Origin of the sequence: Streptomyces liangshanensis, assembly GCF_011694815.1 — a bacterium.
In the GTDB taxonomy this organism is placed as follows: domain Bacteria; phylum Actinomycetota; class Actinomycetes; order Streptomycetales; family Streptomycetaceae; genus Streptomyces; species Streptomyces liangshanensis.
In genome coordinates this window covers 1328890-1344485 of sequence record NZ_CP050177.1, presented here as the reverse complement: position 1 = coordinate 1344485, position 15596 = coordinate 1328890, and the positions used below count along the sequence as shown (strand labels likewise).

Annotated in this window: 16 protein-coding genes; 13 read left to right on the top strand and 3 right to left on the bottom strand. The window is 70.6% G+C overall.

The genetic code is table 11. The features are described 5' to 3' along the window. Positions 1-29: 29 nt before the first annotated feature. Complete coding sequence (locus HA039_RS05870; protein ID WP_167024770.1) at positions 30-704, bottom strand: TetR/AcrR family transcriptional regulator; 675 nt, start codon at positions 702-704, stop codon at positions 30-32. A gap of 169 nt (positions 705-873) precedes the next feature. Between HA039_RS05870 and HA039_RS05865 the strand changes: the two genes are divergently transcribed. The 12 genes from HA039_RS05865 to HA039_RS05810 all read left to right on the top strand — a co-directional run bounded on the left by HA039_RS05865 (position 874) and on the right by HA039_RS05810 (position 11747). Further along, entirely contained in the window at positions 874-1776 is a 903-nt protein-coding gene (locus tag HA039_RS05865) for an alpha/beta hydrolase (protein ID WP_167024767.1), read from the top strand. Positions 1777-1873: 97 nt separating this feature from the next. Then, a complete protein-coding gene (locus HA039_RS05860; protein ID WP_167024764.1) occupies positions 1874-2731 on the top strand; it encodes an SDR family NAD(P)-dependent oxidoreductase in 858 nt (285 codons plus the stop codon). A gap of 177 nt (positions 2732-2908) precedes the next feature. Beyond that, the gene (locus HA039_RS05855; protein ID WP_167024761.1) at positions 2909-3628 is read left to right on the top strand and encodes a type 1 glutamine amidotransferase domain-containing protein; all 720 of its coding nucleotides are present in this window, start codon (positions 2909-2911) and stop codon (positions 3626-3628) included. Between the two features lie 211 nt (positions 3629-3839). Next, positions 3840-4418, top strand: a complete 579-nt coding sequence (locus tag HA039_RS05850; protein WP_208298551.1) for a CGNR zinc finger domain-containing protein — start codon at positions 3840-3842, stop codon at positions 4416-4418. A gap of 217 nt (positions 4419-4635) precedes the next feature. After that, on the top strand, positions 4636-5649 hold the full coding sequence (locus HA039_RS05845; protein ID WP_167024758.1) for an alcohol dehydrogenase catalytic domain-containing protein: 1014 nt from the start codon (positions 4636-4638) through the stop codon (positions 5647-5649). Between the two features lie 110 nt (positions 5650-5759). Beyond that, complete coding sequence (pcaDC, locus tag HA039_RS05840) at positions 5760-7064, top strand: bifunctional 3-oxoadipate enol-lactonase/4-carboxymuconolactone decarboxylase PcaDC (RefSeq protein ID WP_167024756.1); 1305 nt, start codon at positions 5760-5762, stop codon at positions 7062-7064. A 63-nt stretch (positions 7065-7127) separates the two neighbouring features. Continuing rightward, the gene (locus tag HA039_RS05835; RefSeq protein ID WP_167024753.1) at positions 7128-7760 is read left to right on the top strand and encodes an MBL fold metallo-hydrolase; all 633 of its coding nucleotides are present in this window, start codon (positions 7128-7130) and stop codon (positions 7758-7760) included. 102 nt (positions 7761-7862) lie between these two features. After that, positions 7863-8642, top strand: coding sequence for an exodeoxyribonuclease III (locus HA039_RS05830; RefSeq protein ID WP_167024750.1), 780 nt, complete (start codon positions 7863-7865; stop codon positions 8640-8642). A 70-nt stretch (positions 8643-8712) separates the two neighbouring features. Then, positions 8713-9150 (top strand): DUF6278 family protein, encoded by a 438-nt coding sequence (locus HA039_RS05825; protein ID WP_167024747.1) that lies wholly within the window; start codon positions 8713-8715, stop codon positions 9148-9150. A 151-nt stretch (positions 9151-9301) separates the two neighbouring features. After that, positions 9302-10240, top strand: a complete 939-nt coding sequence (locus HA039_RS05820; RefSeq protein ID WP_167024744.1) for a glutamate ABC transporter substrate-binding protein — start codon at positions 9302-9304, stop codon at positions 10238-10240. Between the two features lie 8 nt (positions 10241-10248). Then, positions 10249-10893 (top strand): amino acid ABC transporter permease, encoded by a 645-nt coding sequence (locus HA039_RS05815; protein ID WP_167024741.1) that lies wholly within the window; start codon positions 10249-10251, stop codon positions 10891-10893. Further along, positions 10890-11747, top strand: coding sequence for an amino acid ABC transporter permease (locus HA039_RS05810; RefSeq protein ID WP_167024739.1), 858 nt, complete (start codon positions 10890-10892; stop codon positions 11745-11747). Before HA039_RS05815 ends, HA039_RS05810 begins: the two co-directional genes overlap by 4 nt. A gap of 193 nt (positions 11748-11940) precedes the next feature. On the opposite strand, the gene HA039_RS05805 is transcribed toward HA039_RS05810, so the two are convergent. Beyond that, on the bottom strand, positions 11941-13158 hold the full coding sequence (locus HA039_RS05805; RefSeq protein ID WP_167024736.1) for a class I SAM-dependent methyltransferase: 1218 nt from the start codon (positions 13156-13158) through the stop codon (positions 11941-11943). A 166-nt stretch (positions 13159-13324) separates the two neighbouring features. On the opposite strand from HA039_RS05805, the gene rfbA reads away from it, so the two are divergent. Next, complete coding sequence (gene rfbA / locus HA039_RS05800) at positions 13325-14203, top strand: glucose-1-phosphate thymidylyltransferase RfbA (protein WP_167024733.1); 879 nt, start codon at positions 13325-13327, stop codon at positions 14201-14203. Positions 14204-14251: 48 nt separating this feature from the next. Here rfbA and HA039_RS05795 read toward each other — a convergent pair whose 3' ends face one another. Further along, positions 14252-15493 carry a winged helix DNA-binding domain-containing protein gene (locus HA039_RS05795; protein ID WP_243869192.1) on the bottom strand — a complete coding sequence of 414 codons (1242 nt, stop codon included), beginning with the start codon at positions 15491-15493 and terminating at the stop codon, positions 14252-14254. Between the last annotated feature and the right edge of the window lie 103 nt (positions 15494-15596).

The window sequence follows — 15596 nt, the reverse complement described above, 5'->3', positions numbered from 1 at the left end:
GGACGGTCGGGAGGAACGCGCCGGTCAGGTCAGGCTCCAGCGCGGGCGAGCGCCCCGGCGACGAGGGTCGTCAGGTTCTCCTGGAGGGAGTGGGCGAAGTCCATCCGGTGCGCGGCCAGGGACGGGTGGTCCTCATAGGCGGCGAGCATCGCGGCCGAGGGGCGGGCGTGGGTCCACACCGCCCCGATCGCCATGATCATCTGGCCGGTCAACTGCTCGGCGTACCCGCCCAGTTCGGGCAGGTGGACGCGGGCCAGCGCGGCAAGGGCGCCGACGTTGGCGAGCGCGGCCCCCTTGTAGCGGGCGGCGACCTCAGGCGAGACGTTGTGCTCCAGGACGCCGGCCTGGGCGCTGAGCAGGTCGCACAGGATCCGCCGATCGGCGAGGGTACGGGTGAGGGCGGCCGCGAGCTGCTCGCCCCGGCGGGCCGGGGGTGCGGCGGCGTCGAGAGCGGCGTCCAGCAGGCCCGGCAGATCGGCGTTCCACTGCTTCCAGGCCCGGTCGAGGAGTTCCAGCAGGATCGCCTCGCGGGACTCGAAGTAGCGCAGCACGTTCGACTTGGCCAGTCCGACGCGGCGGCTCAGCTCGTTGAGGGTGACCGTGTTCACGGACACCTCGTCGAGCATGGCGGCGGTGGTGTCGAGGATCGTCTGCCGGCGTAGTTCGCGCTGGTCCTCGCTGCGTGCGCGCTGGAAGGTCGTCATGCACCCCAGTTTACGGACTCTCGGTCTTTTGACATCAGACCGGCGGTCCCTTACGTTGGAAGCGCGTCACAGACCGGCGGTCTGAAAGGACTTGCCGGGCCTCGATCCGTGCTCGCGAGGGCTCGGACTCCGCATCTTCCTCATCTTCCTCACCGATCGAGGGGACCTCATGACCCTGTTCTCCCGCCTCGTCGCCCGCCCGCTGGCGCGCGTCGTGCAAGCCGCTCCGCACCCCGCGGTGCCGGCCGCGGTGACCTTCCCGGAGATCCCCGGCCGTACCAGGACCCTCACCATCCCCACCGCCCAGGGTGACGCCGAGGCCACCGTCTACTACCCACCCCAGGACCCGGACGCCACGCCCCCGGTCCACGTCAACTTCCACGGTGGCGGCTTCGTCATAGGCCACTACGACATGGACGACGCGATGTGCCGCTACCTCGCGGCCATCGCCCCCGCCGTCGTCGTCAACGTCGACTACCTTCTCGCCCCGCAACACCCCTTCCCCGCCCCGGCCGAGCAGGCGTACGAGGTCGTGCGATGGGTCGCCGCGCACGGAACCGACCACGGCTGGGACGGCGGCCGGCTCGGCGTCGGCGGCCAGAGCGCCGGCGGGAACCTGGCCGCCGCGGCGGCCCGCCAGGCATGGGAGAACGGCGGCCCCCGCATCGGCCTCCAGGTCCTCAACTACGCCCCGTTCGACCTGGAGGACCCCAAGAAGCGGGCCAAGGCCGCCAAGCCGGTCGTACGGCCGGCCCTCGTCCCGATCCTCCAGGGCGCCTACCTGCCCAAGGTGGCCGACCGTACCGACCCGCTCGTATCCCCCCTGTACGGCACCAACGCCGACCACCTCGACGGCATCGCCCCCGCCCTCATCATCACCTGCGAACTCGACCTGCTGCGCGACGAGGGCATCCGCTACGCCGCCAAGCTGCGCGCCTCGAACGCGCTGCTGGAACACCGCGAGTTCGAGGGCCTCGACCACGCCTTCAACCTGCTGACCGAGGAAACAGCCCGTACCCGCGAGATGTACGACCTCATCGCGCGGTACATCGCCAAGATCCCGGCGCCCTGAGCCCCCCCCGCGGTGTCGCGTACGCAGTCGAACGGACACCCGCACATCCCCCTCGCACATCCCCCCGCAGAAACCCGTGACAGAAATGAGCAACGCCATGTCCAAGGTCTGGTTCGTCACCGGAAGCTCCCGCGGCCTGGGCCGCGCCCTCGTCGAAGCCGCGCTGCGGGCCGGCGACCAGGTCGTCGCCACGGCCCGCAAGCCCGCCCAACTCGATGATCTTGTCGTCCGGTACGGAGAGCGCATCCTGCCGCTCGAACTCGACGTCACCGACGACGACCAGGTGCGGGAAGCCGTCCAGGGAGGCGTCAAGGCCTTCGGCCGCCTGGACGTCGTGGTCAACAACGCCGGGTACGGGGACGTCGCCTCCGTCGAGGACGTCACCCCCGAGGACTTCCGCGCCCAGATCGACGCCAACTTCTACGGTGTTGTCCACGTGACCAAGGCGGTCCTGCCCGTCCTGCGCGAGCAGGGGTCGGGGCACGTCTTCCAGGTGTCCTCGCTGGGCGGGCGGATCGGCACGCCCGGCCTGGCCGCCTACCAGAGCGCGAAGTGGGCCGTGGGCGGGTTCTCCACCGTGTTGGCCCAGGAGGTCGCCCCGCTGGGCATCAAGATCACCGTCCTCGAACCGGGCGGCATGCGCACCGACTGGGCCGGCTCGTCCATGACCGTCCCGCCGGTCAGCGACCCGTACCGGCCCACCGTCGGAGCCTTCGCCGAGATGATCCGCAACCCCGACCCCGAGGGCGCCGCCGCCATGGCCGCGCGGGCGGCCGACCCCGCCAGAGTCGCGGAGATCGTACGTGACCTCGCCGGACGCGAGGACGCCCCGCTGCGCCTTCTGCTCGGCCGGGACGCCGCGCGGTACGCGCAGGCGGCCGCGGAGGAATTGGCGGGCGCCGACAAGGCATGGCGCACGCTCTCGGAGTCCGCCTCCGACCCCGTGTCCGCCTGATCCGGGAGGCCGGCGCCGCCTGGCGCGCCTTCCGCGCCAGGCGGCGCCGGTTGTGGCTTAAGCCGTTTAGAAGGTATCGATGAGCCGCGCTTGCTGCTATCCGTTAGGTCTGTATAGGCTAAGGTCATTGCATCGAGCTCACAGGGAGCCGATCGAGCCATCGAGAGAGGAACGATCATGACTTCAGTCCTCCTGGTCGTATCGAGCGCCGACGTCTGGACCCTGAAGGACGGCAGCAAGCACCCGACGGGGTTCTGGGCGAGCGAGTTCATCGACCCTCACCTCGTGTTCGGCGAGGCCGGCTACGACATCACCATCGCCACCCCCGGTGGCATCGCGCCGACGGTGGACGAGTTCAGCCTGGCGCCGGAGATGAACAACAACGACCGGTCCGCCATCGACAAGCAGCGCGCCTACCTGGCCGCCCTGGGCACCGAACTGACCCGGCCCGTACGGCTCGAGGACGTCGACGCCGACGACTACGACGCCGTCTACGTCTCCGGCGGCCACGGCCCGATGGAGGACCTGGCCGTGAACGAGAAGATCGGCGCGATCTTCACCACCCTGCTCGCGAGGCAGGACAAGGTCGTCGCGGCGGTCTGCCACGGAGTGGGCGCGCTCCTCCCCGCCACGAACGAGGACGGCACCTGGCCCTTCGCCGGGCGGCGGATCACCGGCCTCACCGACGAGGAGGAAACCGCGCTCGGGTTCGGCGACAAGGCGCCCTGGCTCCTGGAAAGCCGCCTGCGTTCCGCCGGCGCGGACTTCTCCGGCGGGGCGCCCTTCGGTCCGCACGTCGTCGTCGACGGCAACCTGGTCACCGGGCAGAACCCGGCCTCCGCACGGCCCTCGGCCGAGGCCGTCGTCACGGCGCTCTCCGGCGTCACGGCGAAGTAGCGTCCCACCCTCGGCACGTCGAGTCTCGTACGGAGGTCCTCTACGCTGCTACGGGGCAACCCGGGGGGCTGTACGCCACCCACTCTCTGAGCGTTACCGGCATAGATGCTTAGGCGGTAACGGAATACGATTGGCGCGGACAATCGTTACCTTCGTGGTTGTTTCGCGCGAGTCGCGGGCTCCTGATGGGGCACGGTCGGAGGTGGGAGAGGTGACGGTGCAGGAGAGTGTGGGCAAGTCCGCGGCGGACCTGGTGCTGGGTTTCGTCAACACCCGCGCCACCGGGAACGGCGATCCGGAGCTGATGGGGGACGCGGAGGGCTTCCGGCGGTGGATCGAAGGGGCCGGCCTGGGGAGCGAGGACGACCTCAGAGTCACCGACGCGGACGCGGCGGTCGCCAGGGAGTTGCGTGAGGCACTGGTGGCCCTGCTGCTCTCGCACGTGGGAGTCGAGGAATGCGCGGGAGGGGTGGCCGAGGCCGAGAGCCACATGCGACGCACCGCCGCACTCCACCCGCTGATGGCGGTCGTCACCGAGACCGGATGCGAACTGACACCGTCCCAGCAGGGAGTCCCCGGCGTCTTCGGATCCATCGTCGCGGGCGTCGCCCAGGCGACAGCGGCCGGATTGTGGCCGCGCATGAAGATGTGCCGCAACCTGCCGTGCCATGTGAGCTTCCTGGACAAGACCCGCAACTCCTCGGGGCTGTACTGCAGCGCCGCGTGCAGCAGCCAGGTCTCCATGCGCTCTTACCGTCAGCGCCAGAAGACCGGACAAGCGGCCCACTGACGAGGAACCCCGGGTGGCCGGCGCGGGCGCCGTACCGTACACCGTTATGCCCGAAGTCGCTACGCAAGTCACCGTGACGGCCCTTGACCGCGCTTGATGCCCGGCTAAAGGATTATGCTGATTACTTCGGCCGGGTGTGCCGCTTCGGTGCACCACCTCCGGGGAAGCGCCCCTCGGCCTTCCCCCACGACACCCAGTCCGAAGAGGAAGGCTCGCCATGTCATCAGCTCCGAGCACCTACCGAGCCGTACAGGTGGCCGCGGACGGCTCCCTGGAGCCGACACACCGTCAGTTGACCGACCCCACCCGGGGCCACGTCCGCCTGCGTGTCGAGGCCTGCGGCGTCTGCCACACCGATGCCTACGGCTTCCAGCCCCACCCCGAGACCGAACAGGGGCGCGTCCCCGGGCACGAGGTGGTGGGTGTCATCGACGCGGTCGGTGAGGGAGTGACGCGGTGGGCGGTGGGCGACCGTGTCGGTGTGGGATTCCTGGCGGGTCACTGCGGGGAGTGTGTGAGCTGCCGCCGCGGCGACTTCGTCACCTGCAAGGACCAGCCGAAGACCGGCCTGGAGGTCGACGGTGGGTACGCCGAGTACATGATCGCCCGGCAGACGGGCCTGGTGGCCATCCCCGACGGCATGCCGTCGGCGGACGTCGCGCCGCTGTTGTGCGCGGGGCTCACCACGTACAACGGCGTGCTGAACTCCTCCGTCCGTCCCGGATCGGTCGTCGGCATCCTCGGCATCGGCGGCCTCGGCCACCTCGGCCTCCAGTACGCCGACAAGATGGGCATGCACGTCGTGGCCCTCGCACGCGGCACCGACAAGGAGAAACTCGCCCGCGAACTGGGAGCGGACGAGTACATCGACTCCAGCGGTACGGACGCCGTCGCCGCGCTGAACGAACTCGGCGGCGCGGACGTCATCGTCGCGACGGCGTCGAGCGGCGACGTGGCGTCCGGCCTCATCGCGGGCCTGGCGGACCACGGCCGCCTCATGATCCTCGGAGCGTCCCCCGTGACGGTCGGCCCGGACGACCTGAAGGACCGCGGCATCCGGATCCTCGGCTCCCTCACCGGCACCCCGATCCAGAACGAGGACAACCTCGCCTTCGCCCGGCGACAGGGAGTCAAGGCACTCATCGAGGAACGCCCCCTCGACGAGGCCCCCGCCGCCGTGGACCGCATGCTCAGCGGCAAGGCCCGCTTCCGGATGGTCCTCGTCCCCTGACACCGTCGGGCACGTAGCGGTCCGCAGCGGAATGCGCCCCGCGACCGGGACCGCGCACGGCCGCCGACCGCCCTTCGTGGGTCTCAGGGAGATGTGAGAGCGTGCGGGGCGTGAGTCCGACGACAGAGAAGACCCTCCAGTACCGCTCTGACGGGCCCGAGGACGGTCCCGTCCTGATCCTGGGCCCGTCTCTGGGCACCACCTGGCACATGTGGGACCGGCAGGTTCCGGAGCTCGCGCGTACCTGGCGGGTGATTCGGTTCGACCTGCCCGGTCATGGTGGCGCGCCCGCGCACCCCGCCACCAGCGTTCCCGAGCTGGCGCAGCGGTTGCTGGCCACGCTCGACGCGCTCGGCGTGCAGCGCTTCGGGTACGCGGGGTGCTCCATCGGCGGGGCCGTCGGCGCCGAGCTCGCCCTGCGCCGGCCCGACCGGATCGCCTCCCTCGCCGTGGTGGCCGCCTCGCCCCGGTTCGGCACCGCCGACGAGTTCCGCCAGCGCGGGGTGATCGTCCGGGCCAACGGGCTCGACCCCATGGCCCGTACCGCGCCCGAGCGCTGGTTCACGCCCGGCTTCGCCGCCGCCCAGCCGGCCATCGTCGAGTGGGCCGTCCAGATGGTCCGTACCACCGACCCGGGCTGCTACATCGCCGCCTGCGAGGCGCTCGCCGCGTTCGACATCCGCGCGGAGCTGGGCCGTATCACCGTCCCGACCCTGGTCCTGGTCGGCGCGGAGGACCAGGTCACCGGCCCGGCCGAGGCGCGCACCCTGGTCGCGGGCATACCCGACGCCCGCCTCGCGCTGGTCCCCGGCGCCTCGCACCTGGCGCCCGTCGAGCAGCCCGCCGCCGTCACGGACCTGCTCGTGCACCACTTCTCCACGGCCTGGTTCAACCCCTCGGACACCGCCACGGGCCTGACCGTGCTGCCCGACCGGGCCGTCGCCCCCGCCGTCTCCCCGACCGTCGGCCCGGTGGCCGAGATCGCCCCCGCCGAGCAGCCGCGGGCCGTGGGGGGCGCTTCCGGTTCCGGACGCCCCGATCCGTACGAGTCCGGCATGCGGGTACGCCGGGAGGTGCTCGGCGACGCGCACGTGGACCGGGCCATGTCCACCGCCGAGGACTTCTCCGGCGACTTCCAGGAACTGATCACGCGCTACGCCTGGGGCGAGGTGTGGACCAGGGACGGCCTGGACCGCAGGACCCGCAGCGCCGTGACGCTGACGGCGCTGGTCGCGGGCGGGCACCTGGAGGAGCTGGCCTTCCACACGCGCGCCGCGCTGCGCAACGGCCTCACCCCGGCCGAGATCAAGGAGGTGCTGATGCAGACGGCCGTCTACTGCGGGGTCCCCGCCGCGAACTCCGCCTTCCGCGTCGCCGCGACCGTGATCCAGGAGGAGACCCGCCCCGAGTCGTAGGAGGATGGGATCCGGGCAGGATCGGTCCCACAGCGCTCAGCTCAGAGGGAGAGGTGGTCCGCGGTGAAGCTCACCAAGAAGACACACGCCTGCGTCCGGCTGGAGAAGGACGGGCGGACCCTGGTCGTCGACCCCGGGATGTTCACCGAGGCGGACGCCGCGGTCGGCGCGGACGCCCTGCTCGTCACGCACGAGCACCCCGACCACTTCGCCGAGGACCGGCTGCGGGCGGGCCTGGAGGCCAACCCCGCCGCCGAGCTGTGGGCGCCGCGCAGCGTGGCCGGGCAGATCTCCGCGGCCTTCCCCGGCCGCGTGCACACCGTGGGCCACGGCGACACCTTCGACGCGGCCGGGTTCGACGTCCGGGTCCACGGCGAACTGCACGCCGTGATCCACCCCGACCTCCCGCGCGTCACCAACGTCGGCTACCTCGTCGACGGGTCGCTCTTCCACCCGGGCGACGCGCTCACCGTGCCCGACCAGCCGGTCGACACCCTGCTGCTGCCCCTCCAGGCGCCCTGGAGCAAGGTCTCCGAGGTGATCGAGTACCTGCGCGAGGTCAAGCCGGCCCGTGCGTACGACGTCCACGACGCGCTGCTCGCCGACCCCGGCCTGGGGCTCTACGGGAGCCTGCTCGGGTCCCTGGGCGGTACGGACCACAGCCACCTGGCGCCGGGCACCTCCGTGGACGTCTGAGGCGCCCGGCGCCGGCCCCGGGCCCTGGGGTCCGGGGCGCGGGGAAGGCCGTCCCCGGGCGGGATCCGGTGACTGTCCGACCCCGCCGATAGGCTGGGGAGCATGCGCATCGCGACCTGGAACGTCAATTCGATCACTGCCCGGCTGCCCCGGCTGCTGGCCTGGCTGGAGAGCAGCGGGACGGACGTGTTGTGCGTCCAGGAGACCAAGTGCTCGGAGGAGCAGTTCCCCTCCGGGCAGCTGAAGGAGCTGGGGTACGAGTCGGCGGTCCACGCGACCGGCAGGTGGAACGGGGTGGCGCTGCTCTCCCGGGTGGGCCTGGAGGACGTCGTCAAGGGCCTGCCCGGCGGCCCCGAGTACGAGGGCGTGAGCGAGCCGCGCGCCGTCTCCGCGGTGTGCGGTCCGGTCCGCCTCTGGTCGGTGTACGTGCCGAACGGCCGCGAGGTCGGGCATGAGCACTTCGCGTACAAGCTGCGCTGGTTCGAGGCGCTGGGCGCGGCGGTACGGGAGGACGCGGCGGGCTCGCGCCCCTTCGCCGTGCTGGGGGACTACAACGTCGCCCCGACCGACGACGACGTCTGGGACCGGTCGTTGTTCGACGGCGCCACGCACGTCACCCCGGAGGAGCGGGCCGCGCTCGCGGCGCTGCGGGCCGAGGGGCTGACGGACGTGGTGCCCCGCCCGCTCAAGTACGACCGCCCGTTTACCTACTGGGACTACCGCGAGTTGGGCTTCCCCAAGAACCGCGGCATGCGGATCGACCTGGTGTACGGGAACGAGCCGTTCGCCACGGCCGTCAAGGACAGCTACGTGGACCGGGAGGAGCGCAAGGGCAAGGGCGCCTCGGACCACGCCCCGGTCGTGGTGGACCTCGACCTCTGAGCCCCGGCCCCGGGGCCCCCGGCCGCGCGCCCTATGGTGACGCGGCCGGGGGAATGGCAGGCTGAGCGGTATGAACATCCCTTTCTTGGACAACTGGCGCAAGCGGCACGGCGACACCCCCGGTTCGTCGGTCTCCGCCGCCGCGGGGGAGCCGGCCGGCGTCGCCGAGCTGCTCTCCGAATGCGAGCTGCTGCGTGTCCGGGCAGGGCAGAGCGGGCTCGAACTGGACGACACCCCCGAGTCGTTGGAGTCGCTCGACCAGCTGACGCCGCGCTGGCGCGACGACCCGGAGGAGCTGCCGTTCCTGGGCAACGACGCGGGTCTCTACCTGGGCACGGTCATCGTCCGTACGATCCCCGGCGCCGTCTGGAACATCTGGCCCGACGGGCATCCCGTCGTCCGGCTCGCGTCCGGCCGGGAGATCGAGGTCGTCGAGGCGGGCGTCGAGTGGGCCGGTACGGGCGCGCCCGAGCTGTCCCAGGTGTACGCGGAGGCCCAGGAGGTCTGAGGCGCCGACCCGCCCGTCCGGATGCGCCTTGATACCTGTGCAGTAAATACGGCTTATGCCTGATTTTAGCGTGTCGGCCGTGAAGTCCCTTGTCCGGCTGGATAGTTTGCGCTGGCCTCGACCGGTCGAGAGGGGGCGAGTACGGACCGTGATGCCCAGCAGAACGCCGCGTACGGCGCGTACGGCGCGTACCTCCGTGGTCGCCGCCCTCGTCCTGCTCGCCGCCGCGCTCGGCGCCGGCTGCGGCAAGGAGGGCAGCCCGCCGGTGAAGGGCCCCCGGGCCGGCGCGCTGCCCCGGTACGCCGTGGACGACACCTTCCGGCTCCCCGGCTCGGCCACCTGGAACAAGGCGAAGCGGCGCGGCCATCTGGTCGTGGGGGCCAAGGAGGACCAGCCGTACATGGGCGAGAAGGACCCGGCCACCGGCGTCTACTCCGGCTTCGACATCGAGATCGCCCGGATGATGTCGGCCTCCCTCGGCTTCGCGCCCCGGACCGTCAGCTTCCGTACGATCGCCTCGGCCAACCGCGAAACCGCCCTCCAGAACGGGCAGATCGACTACTACGTCGGTACCTACACCATCAACGACAAGCGCAAGAAGCTCGTCGGCTTCGCCGGCCCGTACTACCTCGCGGGGCAGTCCCTCCTCGTCGGCGCCGGCGAGCGCGACATCGAGGGCCCCGCCGACCTGGCCGGCAAGCGGGTCTGCTCGGCCGCCGGGTCCACCCCGTACCAGCGGATCCAGCGAGACCACCCGCGCGCGGAACTCGTCGCGTACGACGCCTACTCCGTCTGCGTGGACAATCTGCTGACCTTCCAGGTGGACGCCGTCACCACCGACGACACCATCCTCCAGGGCTTCGCCGCCAAGGTCCCCGACGAGCTCAAGGTCGTCGGCGAGACGTTCTCCGAGGAGCCGTACGGCATCGGCGTCCCGCGCGGCGACCACGCCCTGCGCCTGGCCCTCGACGACGCCGTCGAGGCCCACCGGAGGAACGGCGACTGGCAGAAGGCGTACGACGCCACCCTGGGCCTCTCCGGCCGCCCCGCGACCCCAGCGCCGCCCGTCGACCGCTACCCGGCGAGCTGAGGCCGGCCATGGACGTACTGACCCAGAACTTCTCCCTCTACCGCGACGGCTTCCTCGGCACGGTCGAGCTGACGTTCTACGCGTCGCTCCTCGCGCTGTCCCTGGGGCTGCTCATGGCCGCCTTCCGGGTCGCTCCCGTCCGCGCCCTGCGGGCCGTCGGCGCGACCTGGGTGAACATCCTGCGCAACACCCCGCTGACCCTGCTGTTCTTCGCGGTCCTGCTCGGCCTGCCGCGCTTCGGACTCGTCCTGCCCTTCCGGCTGTTCGCGGTCCTCGCGCTCGGCTGCTACACCTCCGCGTTCATCTGCGAGGTGGTGCGCTCCGGCATCAACACCGTGCCCAAGGGCCAGGGCGAGGCCGCCCGCAGCCTCGGGATGACCTTCCCCCAGACCCTGGCGAACGTCGTGCTGCCCCAGGCGTTCCGCACGGTCATCCCGCCGATCGGCTCCACCCTCATCGCCCTCGCGAAGAACTCGGCGATCGCCGGCGCGTTCAGCGTCACCGAGCTGCTCGGGACCTACCGGACCCTCAACGAGCAGGGGTTCAGCATCATCTGGACCTTCGTCTGGATCGCCGCCGGCTACCTGATCATCACCCTGTCCCTCAGCGCCCTCTTCGGCGTCATGGAGAAACGCTGGGGGATCGCCCGGTGAGCGGATCGACGGTCCTCTACGACCTCCCCGGCCCCGGCACCCGGCGGCGGCACGGCCTGTACGCGGCGGTGTCGACGGCCGCGCTCGCGGGCGTCCTCGGGTGGCTGCTGTTCCTCCTCCTGGACTCCGGGCAGTTCACCGCCGTCAAGTGGACTCCCTTCCAGTACAGGGGGATTCAGGAACTGCTGCTGCGCGGCCTGGGGAACACCCTCAAGGCGTTCGCGCTCGCGGCCGTCCTCTCGCTCGCGCTGGGCGTCGTGCTGGCCGCGGGCCGGCTCTCCGCGCACCGGCCCGTCCGGTGGCTCGCCACGCTGCTCGTCGAGTTCTTCCGGGCCATGCCCGTCCTGGTGATGATCTTCTTCATCTTCGTGGCGCTGCGCGTGCAGGCACTGCCCGCGCTGGTGGCCGGACTGACCTTCTACAACGGCTCCGTGCTCGCCGAGGTGTTCCGTACCGGAGTCAACTCGGTCGACCGCGGGCAGCGGGAGGCCGCGTACGGGCTGGGCATGCGCAAGACCCAGGTCATGGGCTACGTGCTGGTGCCGCAGGCGGCACGGGCCATGCTGCCCACGATCGTCAGCCAGTTGGTGGTCGCGCTCAAGGACACCTCGCTGGGCTATCTGATCACGTATGAGGAGTTTCTCCACGCGGGAAAGCTCATCGCTTCGAATCTGGACTACGATTTGCCGTTCATCCCTGTGGTGATGGTGATCTCGCCGATCTACATCGGGATGTGCATGCTGCTCTCCTGGTTCGCCCACCGGCTGGCCAGGCGGCAGCGGCACAGTCCGAGAACAGAGGCCGCGGGGGGACCCCCGGCCGAACCAGGGACGCTGCTGCCGGGCGCGCAGTAGCTCAGGGGCAATGGCCCGTCCGGCAGCAGCCGGAGATCACTTCCCGTATCGCGGACCGGCGTGCGCCAACGTCGGCCGGGGCGGGTGGAAGGTCAGCTGCGAGCCGGTCGGGTTGTGCTCGATGCGGAGCGGGCCCGCGTCGCGGAGGTAAGCGACGGGGGTGCCGTTCCGCGAACCCCGCCCCGAGGGGTTCTCAGACGACGTGCACGTTCGGGACGTACAGGATCCACTTGCCGCCCTGTTCCCGGAAGGCGGTCTCCTTGGCGATGATCTCCTGGGCGTGGTTCCAGGCGAAGAGGAGAACGTAGTCCGGGTACGGCTCCGCGAACTCCTCGATGGGCCGGACCGGGACGTGGGAACCGGGGCTGAGGCGGCCCTGCTTGGCGGCCGTGGAGTCGAAGATCCTCGGGACGAGATCCGGGCCGATCCCCGCGTAGTTCATCACCGTGGCGCTCTTCGCGGTCGCCCCGTAGGCGGCCACGCTGTGCCCGGCGGCGCGCAGTTCGCGCAGGAGCCCGGTCAGCTCCTCGCAGTTCCGCTTCACCTGGATGCCGAACTGTTCGAGGATCGCGCTGTCGACGATCTGGCGGCGCCGCTCGTCCTCGGTCAGGGCCGCGACCTCAGGACTCGGTTCGCGCCGCCCCTGCCGTACCAGGGTGTAGCGGACCTCGCCGCCGTGCACGGGCAGCCGCTCCACGTCGACCAGTTCGAGTCCGAATCGCCGCGCCGCCGTCCGGACCGAGGAGGCCGAGAACAGGTAGAAGTGCTCGTCGTAGATCTGGTCGAAGCTGGCCCGGTCGACGATGTCGCCGAGGTACGGGTCCTCGAAGACGAACACCCCGTCCGGCGCGAGAAGGATGTCCACCCCCCGGAACACGGAGTCCAGGTAGGGGATGTGGCAGATCGTGTTGGCCGCGTAGATGACGTCGGCCGGACCGTCGGCCGCCCGGATCTCGGCCGCCGTCGACTCCTGGAAGAAGTCGAAGTGGACCCGGATGCCCTTGGCGGTGGCCAGTTCGGCGACGTCGCGGGACGGCTCGACACCCAGGTGCCGTACGCCGCTCCGGGCGACGGTCCCGAGCATCGCGCCGTCGTTGCAGCCGATCTCCACGATGAATGGATCGGGGCCCCGGCACTCGGTCTCCATCAGGTGCCGGGCCGTCTGTTCGAAGTGGTTCCGCATCACGGACGACAGCGAGGAGTGGTACGGGTAGTCCTCCCGGAACATCCGCTCCCGGGGCACCTCCTCCGTCAGCTGCACCATCGTGCACTGCTCACAGACGCCGACGGCCAGTCGGTAGAAGAATTCCGTCGAAGTGTCGTCGGGCTTTCGGAATGCGTCCGAGAGGGGCTGGCTCCCGAAGTCGAAGAATTCCTGTACCGAGCCCTGGCAGATACGGCAGGTTATCATGGCGGCACGCTACGAATAAGTGCTCGAAATCGACTCGAAGGAGGCTAGAGGTGAATTCCTCCTGAGCGATGTGATTTGAGTCCCTCTCGACTCGCGCTCGAATCCCGCATGACTTATTCGGCACGTGCGTCCGTCGCGTTACGACTCTGGAAATGGGGGACACCTCGTGAAGGGGATCATTCTGGCGGGTGGCGCCGGAACCCGGCTCCACCCGATCACCCTGGCCGTCTCCAAGCAGTTGCTCCCGGTGGGCGACAAGCCGATGATCTACTATCCGCTGAGCGTGCTCATGCTGGCCGGAATCCGGGAGATCCTGATCATTTCGACCCCTCACGATCTCCCGCAGTTCCGCCGGCTGCTGGGCGACGGCACCCACCTCGGGCTGGCGATCGAGTACCGGGTGCAAGCCGAGCCGAACGGGCTGCCCGAGGCATTCGTCATCGGCGCCGACCACATCGGGGACGACCCGGTCGCGCTGATTCTGGGTGACAACATCTTCCACGGTCACGACTTCTATTCCATCCTGTCGAGGAACAGCGCCGATATCCAGGGCTGTGTTCTCTTCGGCTATCCGGTGAACGACCCCGAGCGGTACGGCGTCGGCGAGACCGACGCGGCGGGGAACCTCGTCTCGCTGGAGGAGAAGCCCGACAGACCGCGCTCCCACACCGCGATCACCGGCCTCTACTTCTACGACAACGCGGTCGTGGACGTGGCGAAGAACCTGCGGCCTTCCGCCCGGGGGGAGTTGGAGATCACCGATGTGAACCGCTGGTACCTGGAGCGCGGACGCGCCCGGCTCGTCAATCTGGGACGCGGGTTCGCCTGGCTGGACACCGGAACTCCGGAGTCACTGCTCCAGGCCGGCCAGTACGTGGTCACGCTGGAGGAACGCCAGGGGATCCGTATCGCCTGTATCGAGGAAGTCGCCCTCCGTATGGGGTTCATCGACCGCGACCAGTGCCACCGGCTGGGCGCCGCACTGGCCAAGTCACCGTACGGCCGCTACGTCATGGCGATAGCGCGGGAAGGCGCGGAGCGATGACCCCGTCGCCCCGCGCCGTCACCGGTGACCAGGTGCCCGCGGACCCCGTCAGCCGTTCTCTCCGACCGGGGCGAACCGGAGCCGGTGGGTCTCCGCCCCCTCGGCCGCGAACCGCAGCAACCGGGTCCCCTCCTCGGCCACCGCGTCCTCGTCGCTTCCGGACAGGGGCGCGAAGAGCTTGACCGTCAGGGTGGCCACGCCCTTCTGCCGCTTGATGTTCCAGAGCCCCTCCACGAAGCCGTCCACCAGCAGCGCGGCCTCGACGATGACATGCTTGCGCCGGTCGTCGGCCATCATGCGGGAGCGGTCCGCGTGGCCGAGGACGATGTTGTCGAGCGCGGCGAGGAAGCGGACCGGGACCGGTGTGTCCGGGGCCGGCAGGGGGGCGTCCGGAAGGTCGAACAGCTCGGTACCCGTCTCCGTGCGGAACACCCGCAGTCGCGGCCTCAGCGCGTCGGCCACCTCGGCCAGCCGGCTCATCCCGCTCCAGGCCTGGACGTCCCGCACACTGGCCGGCCCGAACGCCGCGAGGTAACGCAGGAGGAGGTTCTGGGCCGGCGGTCTGCGCGCCTCCGACTCCCCTGCCGCACCGGCCCGCTCCCGCGTTCCCGCTTCCGCCTGCCGCGCGAGATAGCGGTCGGCGAGCGCGAAGGGCGTGGTGCCGTGCCGTCCCCAGGTGCCGTTCGGCGGCGGGTGCACGATCTGCAAGAGGCCCTGCACCGAGCGGGCCAGGGCGACCGGGTCGCGCCCCGGCCATCTCTCGGTCAGCGCCCGGCCCAGTTCGGGCCGGGTCAACTCCGCGTCGCGCAGGAGTTCCCGCGCGAAGTCCGCCAGCTCGGCGAGGTCCAGCCCCTTCGTGAACCTCCCGAATCCGCCCTTCTGCCAGCGGTCCAGCATGGGCTGGAGCAGCGGACGCAGCCACAGGTAGTCCTGGGCGGCGAGCAGGTGCTGCGTCCCCCGGAAGAGAGTGGCGCGGACCACCTCGCGGTCGTCCAGCGACCGGGTGAGATCGTCGAGGCGGAAGCCCGCGATCCGGCTCCACAGCCCGATGTACGGGGGATCAGGGTCCTGCGCCTGCAATCCGACCAGGAGCTCGATCACCTGGACGGCCGACAGGTCCTTCACGCGCTCGGTCAGCAACTGCCGTTGCAGCGTGGCCCGGTTCAGATCCCGGGGGGTGAGCGTGGGGGTCATCGTGTCCCTTCGTCTGCCCGCGGGCGCGGACTGCCCGTACGGGGCGGGGGATCCGGCCGGAGGCTGGTCGGTGTCGGGGGTCAAGGTAGTGCGCATCGCGGTCAGTTGTTGACCTCGATCCGCGTGTCGGGGCCGGTCCGCCGCGCCGCTGCCCAGTTGCCTTCCAGGCGGATTCGAGGCGACTGCCGCAGAGTCCGCT

Excerpts from the sequence above, each read along its gene's own strand:
- HA039_RS05855 (WP_167024761.1), top strand. The coding sequence starts at position 2,909 with ATGACTTCAGTCCTCCTGGTCGTATCGAGCGCCGACGTCTGGACCCTG.
- HA039_RS05805 (WP_167024736.1), bottom strand. The coding sequence starts at position 13,158 with ATGATAACCTGCCGTATCTGCCAGGGCTCGGTACAGGAATTCTTCGAC.
- HA039_RS05815 (WP_167024741.1), top strand. The coding sequence starts at position 10,249 with ATGGACGTACTGACCCAGAACTTCTCCCTCTACCGCGACGGCTTCCTC.
- HA039_RS05820 (WP_167024744.1), top strand. The coding sequence starts at position 9,302 with ATGCCCAGCAGAACGCCGCGTACGGCGCGTACGGCGCGTACCTCCGTG.
- HA039_RS05870 (WP_167024770.1), bottom strand. The coding sequence starts at position 704 with ATGACGACCTTCCAGCGCGCACGCAGCGAGGACCAGCGCGAACTACGC.
- HA039_RS05825 (WP_167024747.1), top strand. The coding sequence starts at position 8,713 with ATGAACATCCCTTTCTTGGACAACTGGCGCAAGCGGCACGGCGACACC.
- HA039_RS05865 (WP_167024767.1), top strand. The coding sequence starts at position 874 with ATGACCCTGTTCTCCCGCCTCGTCGCCCGCCCGCTGGCGCGCGTCGTG.
- HA039_RS05845 (WP_167024758.1), top strand. The coding sequence starts at position 4,636 with ATGTCATCAGCTCCGAGCACCTACCGAGCCGTACAGGTGGCCGCGGAC.
- HA039_RS05795 (WP_243869192.1), bottom strand. The coding sequence starts at position 15,493 with ATGCGCACTACCTTGACCCCCGACACCGACCAGCCTCCGGCCGGATCC.
- HA039_RS05860 (WP_167024764.1), top strand. The coding sequence starts at position 1,874 with ATGTCCAAGGTCTGGTTCGTCACCGGAAGCTCCCGCGGCCTGGGCCGC.
- HA039_RS05830 (WP_167024750.1), top strand. The coding sequence starts at position 7,863 with ATGCGCATCGCGACCTGGAACGTCAATTCGATCACTGCCCGGCTGCCC.